At 61.2% G+C, this 13,637-nt stretch carries 12 protein-coding genes and 1 pseudogene; 2 read left to right on the top strand and 11 right to left on the bottom strand.

Annotated elements, in window-relative coordinates; genetic code table 11:
• From ABD906_RS10445 to ABD906_RS10395, 11 genes and pseudogenes are all read right to left on the bottom strand, one after another.
• Positions 1 to 225: pseudogene (locus ABD906_RS10445) on the bottom strand (hypothetical protein); the annotation flags it as partial.
• Positions 226 to 243: 18 nt separating this feature from the next.
• Complete coding sequence (locus tag ABD906_RS10440; RefSeq protein WP_345099350.1) at positions 244 to 1,077, bottom strand: IclR family transcriptional regulator; 834 nt, start codon at positions 1,075 to 1,077, stop codon at positions 244 to 246.
• Between the two features lie 141 nt (positions 1,078 to 1,218).
• Positions 1,219 to 2,034: a substrate-binding periplasmic protein gene (locus ABD906_RS10435; protein ID WP_345099349.1), complete on the bottom strand. Its 816-nt coding sequence runs from the start codon at positions 2,032 to 2,034 to the stop codon at positions 1,219 to 1,221.
• Positions 2,035 to 2,066: 32 nt separating this feature from the next.
• Entirely contained in the window at positions 2,067 to 2,726 is a 660-nt protein-coding gene (locus tag ABD906_RS10430) for an amino acid ABC transporter permease (protein WP_345099348.1), read from the bottom strand.
• On the bottom strand, positions 2,723 to 3,394 hold the full coding sequence (locus tag ABD906_RS10425; protein WP_345099347.1) for an amino acid ABC transporter permease: 672 nt from the start codon (positions 3,392 to 3,394) through the stop codon (positions 2,723 to 2,725). Before ABD906_RS10425 ends, ABD906_RS10430 begins: the two co-directional genes overlap by 4 nt.
• Entirely contained in the window at positions 3,394 to 4,185 is a 792-nt protein-coding gene (locus ABD906_RS10420; RefSeq protein ID WP_345099346.1) for an amino acid ABC transporter ATP-binding protein, read from the bottom strand. Before ABD906_RS10420 ends, ABD906_RS10425 begins: the two co-directional genes overlap by 1 nt.
• Positions 4,185 to 5,348, bottom strand: a complete 1,164-nt coding sequence (locus tag ABD906_RS10415) for an NAD(P)/FAD-dependent oxidoreductase (RefSeq protein WP_345099345.1) — start codon at positions 5,346 to 5,348, stop codon at positions 4,185 to 4,187. Before ABD906_RS10415 ends, ABD906_RS10420 begins: the two co-directional genes overlap by 1 nt.
• Positions 5,349 to 5,415: 67 nt before the next feature.
• Positions 5,416 to 6,735 carry an aspartate aminotransferase family protein gene (locus ABD906_RS10410; protein ID WP_345099344.1) on the bottom strand — a complete coding sequence of 440 codons (1,320 nt, stop codon included), beginning with the start codon at positions 6,733 to 6,735 and terminating at the stop codon, positions 5,416 to 5,418.
• Between the two features lie 107 nt (positions 6,736 to 6,842).
• The gene (locus ABD906_RS10405; RefSeq protein WP_345099343.1) at positions 6,843 to 8,387 is read right to left on the bottom strand and encodes an aldehyde dehydrogenase family protein; all 1,545 of its coding nucleotides are present in this window, start codon (positions 8,385 to 8,387) and stop codon (positions 6,843 to 6,845) included.
• A gap of 418 nt (positions 8,388 to 8,805) precedes the next feature.
• Positions 8,806 to 9,354: an alkylhydroperoxidase, AhpD family gene (gene ahpD / locus ABD906_RS10400; protein WP_345099342.1), complete on the bottom strand. Its 549-nt coding sequence runs from the start codon at positions 9,352 to 9,354 to the stop codon at positions 8,806 to 8,808.
• 130 nt (positions 9,355 to 9,484) lie between these two features.
• Positions 9,485 to 10,024: a peroxiredoxin gene (locus ABD906_RS10395; protein WP_345099341.1), complete on the bottom strand. Its 540-nt coding sequence runs from the start codon at positions 10,022 to 10,024 to the stop codon at positions 9,485 to 9,487.
• A gap of 949 nt (positions 10,025 to 10,973) precedes the next feature.
• On the opposite strand from ABD906_RS10395, the gene ABD906_RS10390 reads away from it, so the two are divergent.
• Positions 10,974 to 12,044: a stealth family protein gene (locus tag ABD906_RS10390; protein WP_345099340.1), complete on the top strand. Its 1,071-nt coding sequence runs from the start codon at positions 10,974 to 10,976 to the stop codon at positions 12,042 to 12,044.
• Positions 12,045 to 12,373: 329 nt separating this feature from the next.
• A complete protein-coding gene (locus ABD906_RS10385) occupies positions 12,374 to 13,537 on the top strand; it encodes a glycosyltransferase family 2 protein (protein ID WP_345099339.1) in 1,164 nt (387 codons plus the stop codon).
• Positions 13,538 to 13,637: the final 100 nt, after the last annotated feature.

Genomic DNA, 13,637 nt, shown 5'->3' with positions numbered 1-13,637 from the left:
CATCGCCATCTTGATGTTGGCAAGATCAACACCAGACCCATCCGCCTTCACACGCGGCTTCACATTCGAATCTATAACCCGCTTCACGGGAACAAGGACTTTCATGTTTGCTTCATCCAGTTTTGTCGGTTGGGGAACCAGCTCCGCCGGTTCAATTTCATGTGCGGCTGGAAACGGTTTGGCGGCGGTGCAGGCGCGGCTGTTGCCCGCTGTTCCTGCTGACACGCTGGATGGTCCAGACCGTCATGTGTTCGGCAATGCAATCAGCCGCGTCAGAGCTTCGCAGGCCGCCTGAAGGGCCGCGAGGTTCTTCTCGAAATGCTCGCCCAGCATCCGCTGTTCCGGACCGGTGAGACCGACGGCGTATCGAACCTGGCCGTTGGGGCTGACGATCGGTAGTGCCACGGAGGCCAGCCCGAAGACATGCTCGCCGACTTCGATCGCATAGCCGCGCTCGCGCACGGCCTTCAGCTCCTCAAGCAGCTTTTCGCGATCCATCAGCGTGCGCGGCGTGAAGGCCTCCAGTTCGCGGGCAAGAATGCGGTCGCGCTGTTCGTCCGATTGATGGGCCAGGATCGCTTTCGCGGAGGCCGAGGCGTTGATGGGCATCGGCGTGCCCGGCGCGATATAGAATCGCACTGTCGTGTCCGGAGCGACGCAATTGACCGATGAAATCTCGTCGTTCAGCAGGCGCACAAGAAAGGCCGACTGACCGGTGACGTCAGCCAGTTCCTGCAGGGGCCGGCGCGTCAGGGTCTGCAGCCAGCTCCCGTCGGAAGCGCTGTGCAGGAGATTGAGAATCCGGGGGCCGAGCTGGATAGCCCGGGGGCGGCGTTCGCTGGGGGCCGCCAGTCCACTGTTCAGCAGGACGTGGATGATCCGGTTCATCGTGGCACGCGGCAAGCCCATCGCCCGTTCCAGCTCCGGCGCCGTCAAGCCCTCGGAATGCGGGGCCAAGAGTTCCAGCACCGAAATATAGCGTTCAAGAGGGGTGTCGCGTGTCTCAGAAGGAGCCATGAATCTCGTTGTAGACCAATATACTACGTCTTTCTTAACCACGCGCGCCGCTTCGGACAACCTGCCGTTGCGCGTGAAAGACTTACCGCACAACGAAAATACGAAGCCATGTCGCGTCGATGCGACGCGAGCGAACCTCGACCGGTGGACTGACGGGCTGGTGGTATGCCTCCCCCGCATTAGCGGAGGAGGCTGTGCAAACTACTCGATGATGCGGGCGTCGCCGACATCGGCGGCGGAAGCATCGAGGCCGTACTCAACCAGCGTCTTGGCGATCAGGCCATTGCCGCGATACTCCTCGATGGAGGCGTTCATCGCGTCGACGAAGGCCGTGTTCGTCTTCGACAGCAGGAAGGAGGTCTGCGAGGCCTGCGTCGTGGCGGTCACGCGCTCGTCCGCCTCGAGCAGCTTCACCTTCAGGTCGGTGCCTGCGTTGAGAACGACGGCGGCACCGAAGCCCTCGAGGGCGGCATCGATACGGCCGGCCTGCAGGTCCTGGGCGAGGTTCAGCGATGAAGGATAGGTGGTCGAGCCTTCAAAGAGGTCTTCCATCTCCATCACCCAGTCATAGCCTTCCACCGTGCCGACCTTCTTGCCCAACAGCTCGTCGACCTTGGTGTAACCCTCCTTGGAGACGACGGCGAGCTGGTCGAGGTAGACCGGCGTCGAAAGCGTCACGACCTTGTCGCGGGCGGCGGTGCGATAGAAGCCGCCGATGGCAACGTCCGCACGGCCCGTCTGCACGGCCGAAACCGCAGCCGGGTAGGTGAAGATCTCGTAGGTGATCTCGAGGCAGTTCTCCTTGGCGAACTCCTTGAGCAGGTCACCGTCGATGCCGGACACCGTGCCGTCCTTCTCCAGCGAGTAGGGCGGGGTGTTGGTAAGCGCGACGGTCAGCTTGCCGGCGCTGATGGTGGTGAACTCGTGCTTCGGCGTGCAGTCCTGGGCGTAGGCAGCGCCTGCGCCGAGAATGCCGAGAGCAAGCGAGGCAACCGCCAGTCTGGTCTTCAGAGTCATGATGTTCTTCCTCTCCTGTTGGACATGTGAACTCATTTCAGATGGCTGCCGAGACGGCGCTCGGTGTATTGGACGAGCCAGCCGAAGGGGATGGTGACGGCGAGATAGAGCAGCCCGGCCAGAACCAGTACATCGAGGTAAAGGTAGGTCGCTGCACCGATGCGGTAAGCGCGCGCCAGCAGCTCCGGAATGGCGATGGTGAAGGTCAGCGCCGTGGTCTGGAACAGCAGGATCGCGAAGCCCATGAGCGCAGGAACGGCGTACATCACGCCCTGGGGAATCACCACGAAGCGCAGGATGTCGGCCTTGGTCATGCCAAGCGCGGTACCCGCTTCGACCTCTCCCTTCGGCACCGCGTTGATGCCGGCGCGGAGAATTTCGCTGGTGTAGGCGGCCGCGGTGAGTGCCAGGGCGGTGGAGCCGGACACGAACGCGCTGACGTTGATGCCGGCCGAAGGCAGGCCATAGTAGACCATCTGCAGGACGACCAGGGCCGGAGCGCCGCGACCGATCTCGACGAGAACAATGGCCGGCCAGCGCAGCCAGGGGGCCTTGGAGGATGTCATCAGCGCCAGCAGCAGACCCAGCGGCAGGCCGAACAGCATGGCCAGACCGGTCAGCTGCAGGCTTACCTTGAGACCGCGCCAGAGCTGCGGCAGCCAGTCGATCCAGTTGGAAAGGAGCTCAATCATCGCGAGACCCTCTGGCGCAGTTTTGCATCCATGACGCGGGCGAATGCCGCAACAGGGATCGAAAGCAGGATGTAGATCACCGCGGCTGCAATGAACGGACCGAAACCGCCACCTGCCGCCTGGGCCTGCTGGGTGACCAGCATCATCACGTCACGCACGCCGATCGTGGAGGCGACGGTCGTATCCTTGAGTAGCGAGATGAAATAGGTCGCCATGGCGGGCAGGGAGACCCGAAGCACCTGGGGTGCGAGCACGAAGCGCAGCGTGTCGATGCGGGTCAGGCCCAGTGCGACCGAGGCCAAGGTCTGACCGGGCGGAATGGCAAGGAAACCGCCACGGTAGATTTCGGCGAGGTAGCCGGCGGAGATCATCCCCATGCCGAGGATGGCGGCCTGGGTTGGGGTGAAGGCGATGATGCTGCTGCCGACGCCGAAGAAGATGATGAACAGCCAGACGACAGGCGGGATGCCCCGTATGACATCGATGTAGACGCGGGCCAGGGTCCGCGGCAGCCAATACTGCGAGCGGCGCATCAGCACCAGCGGGATGCCCAATATGGCCCCGACCAGAAACGCGCTTACGGTCACGGCGAGCGAGATCGGAACGCCTTTGAGCAGGGCAATGAAATATTGCCCGATGTTCATGAGGGGGGTGAGGATCTCTGTCATCAGTGGCGATCGAGAATGGCGCGGAAGAACTTCTGCGTACGCGGCAGACGCGGGTTGCGGATGACCTCTTCGGGCGTGCCCTGCTCGATGATCTCTCCGTCGGCCATGACGATGACCCGGTCGGCCACTTCTGCGGCGAAGGCAATCTCGTGGGTGACGACGATCATGGTCATGCCGTCATTGGCAAGCTCGCGCATCACGGCGAGCACCTCCAAGCCGAGCTCGGGATCAAGTGCCGAAGTGGGCTCGTCGAAAAGCATCACCTGCGGGTCCAGGGCCAGGGCGCGGGCAATCGCGATACGCTGCTGCTGACCGCCCGAAAGGCGTGCCGGGTAGGATTTGGCCTTGTCGGCAAGCTGCACGCGTTCCAGAAGCCGTGCGGTGACCTTGTCGGCCTCTTCCTTCGACCGCCCGAGAACGCGCATCTGCGGCAGCGAGATGTTCTTCTCCACGGTCATGTGCGGGAAGAGGTTGAACTGCTGGAACACCATCCCGGTCGAGCGGCGCAGAAGGAGAAGCTCCTTCTGGCTCAGCTCGTGATCAAGCGTGAAGGAGAAGTTGCCTACCTTCAGCGTGCCAGAGACTGGCGTCTCCAGCATGTTGATCGCGCGCAAAAGGGTGGACTTTCCCGCGCCGCTGGGGCCGACCATGGCCACGACTTCGCCGCGGTAAACGTCCAGCGAGACATTCTTGATGGCGTGGAAGTTGCCATAGCGAATGTCGATGTTCTTCAGCGAGACAATCGGCTCTGCGGCGGCCGACGCCCGGGCAGGCTTCTGGTCTGCGTTCATCAGTGCTCCTTTCGAACCAAGGGGCGGTTGCGCTCCGGCGTCGGCGCGAGTGCTTCAAGCCCCGGAGCCGTGGTGATGCCGCCGTGCAGCACCCAGTCGGCAGCGGCGATGCCAATGACGGGGGAAAGCTGGATGCCGTAGCCGCCGCCGCCGCCGGCGGTGATGAGCGTCGGCTCATCGGGGTTGATCGGGCCGGCGAAGGGTTTGCCGTCGGAGGTCATCGGATAGAGGCCCGCCCATCCGCGACCCAGGCGAGCGCCCGGCAGCTCAGGAAGGCGCTCGAGCAACAGCTCGGCCAGGTATTCGCGCGACGAGTCCATGCACTGGTCGTTGTAGTTGTCCGGATCCTCCGGATCGGGCGACGAAACCTTGTGGATCTCGGAGATGAGTTCCGTCGGCTTCTCGTAGCGGAAGTTCAGGCCGGTGCCTTCACCCTCGATGAGGTCCATGACCATCGGCATGGTGTACTCGAGCGGATTGTCGAGCAGGATGGACATGGCCTCGTGGCGCTCGGGGAAGATGTGCAGGGTCTGGCCGAACATCTCGGCCACCTTGGGCGCCCAGGCGCCGGCGGCGTTCACGACCACATCGCACTCGATCGGGCCCTTGGTGGTCTCGAGCCTGTAGCCCGCGCCCTTGCGGGTGGCTTCGAGCACCTTGCAGAACTGCTTGATCTGGCCGCCCTGGGCGCGAACAAGCTCGCCGAGCAGGGTGCACAGCTGGTAGGGGTCGATGAAACCGTCATCCGGGCCGAAGATGCCGCCAGCCAGACCTTCCACGGACAGGTGCGGGATGAGCTGGACCATGTCTTCGGGGCTCATGACGCGGGCGCGGAAGCCCTCGGCCGCCTGCATCTCGGCGGAACGATGGACCGCTTCCATGTGCGCTTCGGTGCGGGCAAGGCGCAGATAGCCGATGTGGTGGAAGATCAGGCCCTTGGCTTCCCATTCGCGGAAACGCGGAATGGCATAGCGACGCAGCAGTATCTGGAACGGATCGGTCATCTGGGTGCCGACCACACCAACAGAACGGCCGGAAGAACCGGAGCCAAGCGCATTTGCCTCAAGCACGGTGACACGGGCGCCCTTCGAGATCAGCTCGTAGGCGGTGGTCATTCCGGCTGCGCCGCCGCCGATCACGACAACATGAAGTTGAGCAGTCATTTCTTTTATTATTCCATTAATTTGTCTTGGCCCCGGCCGCAGAGCGGTCCGGGGCGGGAAAGATGGCTCAGCCGGCCGCGGCGATCTCCGCCAGGGTGTCTTCGATGGCCTGGAGGATGTTGCCTGCGTCTTCCATGGTCATCGGCGTGGAAAGGGCGAAAAGGCCGTAGCTTGCCGACAGGACGCCGCGGTTCAGAAGACCCTTGTGGAAAGCGTCGAGGCGCTTCTTTTCGACCGGACCCGGATAGACCGAGCGGTAGTCGGTGATCGGGCCGGACGTGAAATGCACCTTGAACAGTGAGCCCAAGCCGACGCAGCGGCCAGGCAGGCCCACCTTCTCCAGAGCCGCGTTGACGCCGTTGCGCAGGAACTCGCCGAGCGCGTCGAGATGGGCGAAAGCTTCCGGTGTCAGGGCGCGCATGGCGGCGAGGCCGGCGCGCATCGTGACCGGGTTGGCGGTGAAGGTGCCGCCATGGGGCAGGGCCGGCTTGCCGCGCGAGGGATCGAAAACGGCCATGACATCGGCGCGGCCGGCCACGGCGCCCACCGGGAAACCACCGCCGATTATTTTGCCGAGCGCGGTCAGGTCCGGGCGGATGCCCCAGAGGCCCTGGGCGCCGGAATAGCCGAGACGGAAGGAGATCACTTCGTCGAAAATGACCAGCGCACCCGCACCATGGGCGATTTCGACCAGGGCCTCGAGGTAATCCTTGCGAGCCGGAATCAGGCCGGCGCGGTTCGGCATCGGGTCGATCAGCACGCCGGCGATCGTCTCGCCATGGGCGGCGAAAACGGCCTTCAGCGCCTCGACATCATTGAAGGGCACCACCAGCACGTCGTTCAGAACACCTTCGGGAGTACCCTTGGCATAGGCCGTCGAAGCGGGCATGTCGCCCCAGTTGGACGGTGAGCTGTCGAGGCTCACTTCGGCGAAATCGTAGGAGCCGTGGTAGGCACCTTCGATCTTCACGATCTTCGGGCGGTTGGTGTAGGCGCGGGCGGCCTTGATGGCCATCATCACGCCTTCCGTGCCGGAGTTGGCGAAGCGGATCTGATCCATGGCCGGCAGGCGCTCGATGAGCAGCTCGGCCAGTTCGATTTCCGAAAGCGTCGGCGCACCGAAGGCGGTGCCGAGTGCCAGCTGGTCGGTCACGGCCGCGTTCATTTCCGGCTGGGTATAGCCGTGGATCATCGCCGTGAAGTTGTTGATGCAGTCGTAGAATACCTGACCGTCGACGTCCCAAACGCGGCAACCTTCGCCCCGGGTGACATAAATCGGGAACGGGTTGATGTAGACCGTGGTCCGGGTGTTTCCGCCGGGCATCACCTTGCAGGCGCGCTCGTAGAGGCGGCGGGAGGTTTCAAAGGTTTCTGGATAGTGCGTCATGGTGAGCGACAAATGATGACAGGGGGAGGGGAGAAGGAGGAGGAGGAGGAGGCTGGGGACAGCCTCCTCCACACCCGTGCGGCCGGGGTCCGCACGGGTGGGGAACGTTAGACGGTCATGATGGTGTGGCTCTGCTCGCGCATGAACTGCGGCAGATACCAGGTACCAAGGCCGCCTTTGCCGGTGAGACCCGTGCCCTTCCAACCGCAGAAGGGCTGACCGCCCGGCCATGCGCCGGTCGTCGCGCCGGAGGCACGGTTCGCGTAGAGCACGCCGGCTTCGGCGTTTTCGAGGAAGTAGTCAATCTCGGCCTGATCCTGGCTGAAGATGCCGGCTGAAAGGCCGTAGTTGACGTCGTTTCCTTCGGCGATCGCGTCCTCGAGACGGTCGAAGCCGCGCAGCACGACGAACGGGACGAAGAGCTCTTCCTTGGTGAGGTTCGACGGAGCGAACATCTCAGCCAGGGCGCCGACGAAGTAGTTGCCGTTCAGGCCCTCGACCTTCTCGCCACCGAAGTGGATCTTGCCTTCGGCGCGGGCCTGCTCCACGGCCGCGGTGAAGCGGGCGGCGGCAGCGTCATTGTAGACCGGACCCATGAAGACATCCTTGCGGCGCGGGTCGCCGACGACCAGCTTCGAGGCGAATTCCTTGAAGGCCTCGATGAACTGCTCCTTTACGGCGTTGTCGACGTACACGACCGAGCATGCCGAGCACTTCTGGCCCTGAAGACCGAAGGCGGAACGGACCACGCCCTGAGCAGCGCGGACGATGTCGGCGTTCTTGGTGACATAGGCCGGGTTCTTGCCGCCCATTTCCGCGAGAACAGGACGCATGTAGGGGAGCGTTGTCATGTGGCGGAAGATCGACATGCCCGTCTTGTGGGAGCCGGTGAAGGCCACGCCGTCAATGCCGGGATCCTTGGTCAGGGCTTCGCCAACATCGGCGCCGCCGAGAACGACGTTGAAGACACCATCCGGCAGGCCAGCCTTCTTCAGCGTCTCGGCGATGAAGAGACCGGTCAGGGCGCACTCCGGCGAAGGCTTGTAGACCACGGCGTTGCCGGTGATCAGAGCGCCGGTGATCATGCCGATCGACAGGGCAACCGGGAAGTTGAACGGAGCGATCACGGCGAACACGCCGTAGGGACGCTGGACGGAGATGGCCGTCTCGTTCGGTACCATCTCGATCATCTGGCGGCGGTAGCCGTCGTTGCGCTTCAGTTCGTTCGGGTAAAACGTCAGCATGTCGACGGATTCCTCGGCTTCGCCGATGGCTTCGATCCGCGACTTGCCCACCTCGAACAGCGAGGCGATGCCGAGCTTGTACTTGTCTTCCGACAGAACCCCGCGCCAGCGCTCGGCGAAAGCCAGGCGCTCCTCGAGGCTGGCCTTGTTCCAGCGCTTTGCTGCCTTGCGGGCGGAGGCGACGGCCGCCTTCACGTCATCGGCCGTGGAGACCGGGAACTCGCCCAGGACCAGGGACGGGTCGATCGGGCTGAAAAGCTTCTTCTTTGCGCCAGTGGCAAAGGGGCTCTCCCAGCTCTTACCGAGAACATCCCGTTCAAAGGCTGGAATGGCCTCGTCGAGGTAGGCGTGCAGCGGCGTAAAGTCCGCACCGATGTTCGAGTAAGTGACCCGCGGAAGGTTTTGCATGCTCATCCCGTCCTAATTTTTGAGATATATATCAATAATCGAGCAAGAAGCCTGCTTGTCAACGATTTTTTGCGGTGAAGGCGCGCAAAGGCCCCTCGCGAAATGGCCGCGTGGCGCAAGTGGCAGGAATCGTTGGCGAAAAAGTTGTGACTCAGGTGGACAGCCAGGTTTTGCATGGGCTTTGCTGCCCCGCCCGACCAGCCGCTCGCGATTGCTGTCGGGACCCTCTTCGATCACGGTGGTGGCTTTTGTGTGGCCCGGATTTCAACCGCACGCGGCTGTGGCGAGACGTCCGGGTTTTACGGGTCCGGGGCCAGAAAATGCTGTGGCCGCAATCGGCGGGCGATTGCGGCCACATTGCTGCATTCCCCCGGAGGAGGGGAGGATAATCGATGAGCCCTTGCCGGCCGGGGGCTGCTCAGGCCGTGGCGCCGCTCTGCTCGTATTCGAGGACGCCCGCGACCGCGTGGATGACGGCCGCAATGCGCACGGAGCTCTGGACCGCCTCGCGGGTGACACCATGCTGGCGCAGCGCACGCTCATGGGAGGCGACGCACATGCCGCAGCCGTTGATGGCCGACACGGCCAGCGACAGCAGCTCGAAGGTCGCCTTGTCAACGCCAGGGTTGGCAATGATGTTCATGCGCAGGCGAGCCGGAATCTGCTTGTATTCCTCGTCCTCCACGAGATGGAGGAAGCGGTAGTAGATGTTGTTCATGCCCATGATTGCCGCTGCGGCCCGCGCGGCGTTGATGTGGGCGGCATCCAGCTTGTCGCCGGCTGCGGCCTCAATGTCGCGGGCGAGCGCCGTGTTGCGTGCGGCGATCGTGGAGGCGAGCGCGACCGACCAGATCTGCTGTTCGGTCAGCCCCGGCGCTCCGTCGGTTGTAAGTACCGTACCGAGATTGAGTTTCAGGTCGCGCGCGTAGTCCGGCAGCGCGCCACGGATGGTATCGAGCGTGGTCATTGTTGGAACGTCCCGTCTCAAGAATTGCGCGGGGGGGAATGGGATCTGCGCTTGCAGTTGATCGGCAGAAGCACCGTCGCGGGCGGCAGCTGTCGCTCGCGACGGCAAGAGGTATTCAGGCCTGTGGGGATTAGGCGACCTTCAGGGTCTCCTGGCCCTTCTGCCAGTTGCAGGGGCAGAGTTCGTCCGTCTGCAGCGCGTCGAGGACGCGAAGCACCTCGGCAGGATTGCGGCCGACGTTGAAGTCGGTCACGTAAGCAAAGCGGATGATGCCCTGCGGATCGACGATGTAGGCGGCGCGCTGGGCCACGCCCTCTTCCGGATCGAGAATGTCGAGCGCGGTGGTCAGCTCGCGCTTCAGGTCGGCAAGCATCGGGAAGGGGAGGTCCCTCAGGTCGTCATGGCTGTTGCGCCACGCCAGGTGCACAAACTCGCTGTCCACGCTGACGCCGAGGATCTGCGCATCGCGGTCCTTGAACTCGCCATCCAGCTTGGCAAAACCGGCGATCTCAGTCGGGCAGACGAAGGTGAAATCCTTCGGCCAGAAGAAGACGACCAGCCACTTGCCGGCGTAGGTATTCTGGTCAATGGTCTGGAAAGCGGTCTTGGGGTCGGAAGAGACGACACCGGTCAGCTTGAAGTCAGGAAACTTTTTCCCAACACCCAACATGTTTGTTTTCTCCTTCTTGGTATGGGAGGTATTTTAGAATCATTTTAAACTGACGGCTGTCTTATAGTTTTGACAAACGGTCCCGCCAAGGGCCTGCGGCAGTTAGCCGCTTAATCACGCCGGGCGGCGAACAGGCTGGTGGTCACCGGGACCTCTTGGACGCGTCAGGCGTATGGAACAGGCGCGGCGCATTTGGTGGGGGTGGTGCGTATCCTGGTAAGCCCCGGTGCCGCCAGAACCAAAAAATGACAATTGGCGGAAGTCGCTAGCGGTAGAGCCTGGGTCGCTGCAGCCCGGCAGGATGACTGGCATTCTCCACGTACATGCGATCGGTAACCACGTTAGCCGGGAAACGGTGTACTGGTCCGCCGCGGGCTGAGACGGTCCGAGGAGGATTGTCCACTGAAATGTTGCTCCGAACAGGCATTCGATTGGTTGAACTTTGGCGGCGTCTCCGCCTGCATGTTGCGTCCCTGAACAGGGTTGCTGCGCTGACGGGCGGACAGGCCAGGAAGTCTGTTCGATCGATCCTCCGCCGGTGGGGCTGGAGTGCGCCCGCGCCGCCGGGATCGGCCGTACCGGCGCATGACTGCGTGGAGGCAAGCCCGGAGCAGAGAGCCTGCCCGGGAGTCATCGAAGGGGCTTTCCTCATCTTGGGCTGGTGAATGCGTGAACTTGCGAGAGGCTGCAACGGAGGTCGTCCGTGGCGGACGCGCCATTGTGCTGCCGATCGTGCCGGCAGCCCCGAACAGTCCCCGCCCAGGCTACCGCCGAACATGTAACATATTCAAAATGAACGGAGTCGCGGAAACGGAGACGATTCCGCTCAACATGTTTCTTGGTCTGATCGTATTGCCTGAGGAAGGGTTCTTTGCGCCTTTCACAATGTCTGTGACGGTTGCAGATCTTTGTTGGGTTGACGCAGTGGAGTGCTGGACGAGGCGCGGAGTTGGGGGCCATAGACGCGGTAGTCACCTGGGTGGACGGCAGCAACCCCCAGCACATCAAGAAGCGCAGGGAAGCGCTGCTGATGTCGGGGCACCACCCGGACAGACCCAGCAACGGCACTGAGGAAACGCGGTTTTCCAATCTTGGCGAGATCTATTACTGCATTGTTTCGATCCTGAAGTATGCTCCTTTCGTCCGCTACGTCTATGTCGTGGCGGACAATCAGGTGCCGAGCCATATTCAGGATTTCGTCAAGTGCGGACTCTGCGAAGCCGGCAAGATCAGGATCGTCGACCACCGGACGATCTTTGAAGGGTATGAGGAATTTCTTCCCACATTCAATTCCCTCTCGATAGAGCTGATGCTCTGGCGTATTCCGGGTCTGTCGGAAGCGTTCCTGTATTTCAACGACGACGTGTTCCTGAACGCGCCCGTGTCTCCCGACGATTTCATGGACGCTTCCGGACGCATGGTCGTCTACGGAAGGCCGCGCTCCGTCTGGCCCCGCCTGCTCAAGTACCGCCTGAAAAAGATCAAGTGTTTTCTGAAGGGCCGCGTGCCGCCGGCGCATTTCAAGACCGCCCAGATGCACGCCGCGCGGCTGTTCAATCTGGCGGATTATGTCGAAGTGGGTCATACGCCGCACCTGATGCGGCGCTCGGTCTTCAGGGAATTCTTTGAACGCCACCCCCAGGCCGTGCGCCGGCAGCTGAAGCCCAAGTTCCGCACTCTGGACCAGTTCCTGCCGGCGGGACTTCCGGTTCATGCCGCCTTCCGGGAAGGCAATGTCGAGCTGCGCCGGCGCCAGGAAGTCTATCTCAAGCCCAGCCTCGTGGGGCCGAACCAGCTTGACATGATCCGCAACGAGCATGGCCTCTTCGGCTGCGCGCAAAGCCTCGATCGGTTCAGGCTGAATGACCTCGAGGCGTTCCGGTCGGTGATGGCTGACAAGCTTCAGGACTTCCTGCCCAATACCGTTTTCCTGTGGATGGATCAGCTTGACTATGTCAGGTCACGCGAACTCGCCCGCGGCGGGGTTCCCGTGGTGGTCCACAAGGTTGAGGCGGAATGACCTATCGGTGATGACGGTGGGGGCTGGCCGGTCTTCGGGAGTAAGTGCGCCTGATCAGCGCAGGAGGCAGATTGAGCGTTTTGAGAACTGACCCGGCATCGCGCGTGCGCATTGCCTTCGCCGGCAGGATTTCAGCCGCAAATTCAACAAGTTTAGTACGGGATTTCACTATTATTTTTCTTCGACCAGAAATTCTTAATTTGGAAAGCTTGCCCCGAAAACTATCCATTTACCGCCCTGGGTGAATTTGTTAATGACCGCGGGGATCCGGTTTCCGGGCCCGGAGTTGAAGTGTGTTGAACCGCCATCGATAGGTAAGGGGACGTATCTTGTTGAAGAAGACCGGTTTGTCGAAGAGGCTGTCGAAGAAACTGAAGTCTCTGCGGAAGGCGATCCGTTCTTTCGAGCAGAAGTTTGAAAGGCGGGGCTACCGTTCTCCTTTCAAGATCCATCCGCCACTCGTCGAGAAAGTCTCGCTGATCGTTCCAACCTATAATGTCGAGCAATATATCGAGGAGTTCCTGGCTTCGGTCACGTCGCAGACGACCGGCTTGCGCAATCTCGAAGCCATCATCGTCGATGATGGTTCAACCGACCGGTCGGGCGAAATCGCCCAGGCCTGGGCGAGACGTTTTCCGAAGACGATCAAGTATATCCGTCAGGAGAACCGGGGGGCAGCTGCAGCGCGCAACACAGGGCTCGATCATGCGACGGGCGAGTGGGTCTCGTTTCCCGATCCGGACGACATTCTGGATCGGAAGTGGCTTCATACGTTCAATAAGGAGCTGAAGAGGAAGCACGGGAACGAAGTCCTTCTGATCGCTCGACCAATTCGTTTCTATTATGACGAACTAAACACTTATCGATCGCATCCTCTCGCAGGGCAGTATGTTTGTCGCAGTGAGTTAAGAGTAGAAGAGGTTGAAGACTTTATACTGCTTAATGCTAACGGGACGTTCTTCCGGCGTAAGACTATAGAGGGGATGGGTATCCGTTTTGACGGTAACGTGCGTCCCACGTTTGAAGATGGTCATTTTATTAACAGGCTTATCGTCTCGTGCCCAGATAAGTCTATTGTACTTCTTCCAAAGCCGCCATACATTTATCGCAAACGCGGCGCGCTTAATTCTCTTGTCGATAGATCGCGAAATAATCCTCTATGGTATACGAGCCAAATTCGCTACGGCTATTTAGATCTTCTGCGATTTGCTGTCCGTAAGAGTGGCGAAGTGCCTCGCTTCATCCAACGCGTGGTTCTCTATGATGTTGGTTGGCGCTTTAAGCATCTTCTCAACCACGCTGAACGTGCGGCATTTCTTTCGGATTCCCAGCTTCAAGAGTTCAAGACATTATTGAACGAAGTGCTCACGTACATTGAGCCAAAAACGATTCGTGAGATGGACTGTGGGCCTGTCACCGAAGAATACAAAGTAGGCCTTCTTTCAACTTATAAGGATGAAGACAGATCGAATGACTTTATTTATTTGCATTGACCTGTCCGGGAATTTCCTACCAGTAAGGACTAGAGATTCTGGCCTCGGATGTTAATTCGTTGGTCAGGTTTCCCACAAACTCGTGTGGGGTTTGGTAATT

The organism is Chelativorans composti (genome assembly GCF_039541695.1).
Classification (GTDB): domain Bacteria; phylum Pseudomonadota; class Alphaproteobacteria; order Rhizobiales; family Rhizobiaceae; genus Chelativorans; species Chelativorans composti.
The sequence above is the reverse complement of the archived record's forward strand: the minus strand, read 5'-3'. Positions and strand labels throughout refer to the sequence as shown.

What these genes read in the sequence shown, in the direction of transcription:
- ahpD (WP_345099342.1), bottom strand. Translation starts at nt 9,354, where the DNA reads ATGACCACGCTCGATACCATCCGTGGCGCGCTGCCGGACTACGCGCGC.
- ABD906_RS10420 (WP_345099346.1), bottom strand. Translation starts at nt 4,185, where the DNA reads ATGAACGCAGACCAGAAGCCTGCCCGGGCGTCGGCCGCCGCAGAGCCG.
- ABD906_RS10405 (WP_345099343.1), bottom strand. Translation starts at nt 8,387, where the DNA reads ATGCAAAACCTTCCGCGGGTCACTTACTCGAACATCGGTGCGGACTTT.
- ABD906_RS10395 (WP_345099341.1), bottom strand. Translation starts at nt 10,024, where the DNA reads ATGTTGGGTGTTGGGAAAAAGTTTCCTGACTTCAAGCTGACCGGTGTC.
- ABD906_RS10425 (WP_345099347.1), bottom strand. Translation starts at nt 3,394, where the DNA reads ATGACAGAGATCCTCACCCCCCTCATGAACATCGGGCAATATTTCATT.
- ABD906_RS10415 (WP_345099345.1), bottom strand. Translation starts at nt 5,348, where the DNA reads ATGACTGCTCAACTTCATGTTGTCGTGATCGGCGGCGGCGCAGCCGGA.
- ABD906_RS10435 (WP_345099349.1), bottom strand. Translation starts at nt 2,034, where the DNA reads ATGACTCTGAAGACCAGACTGGCGGTTGCCTCGCTTGCTCTCGGCATT.
- ABD906_RS10410 (WP_345099344.1), bottom strand. Translation starts at nt 6,735, where the DNA reads ATGACGCACTATCCAGAAACCTTTGAAACCTCCCGCCGCCTCTACGAG.
- ABD906_RS10430 (WP_345099348.1), bottom strand. Translation starts at nt 2,726, where the DNA reads ATGATTGAGCTCCTTTCCAACTGGATCGACTGGCTGCCGCAGCTCTGG.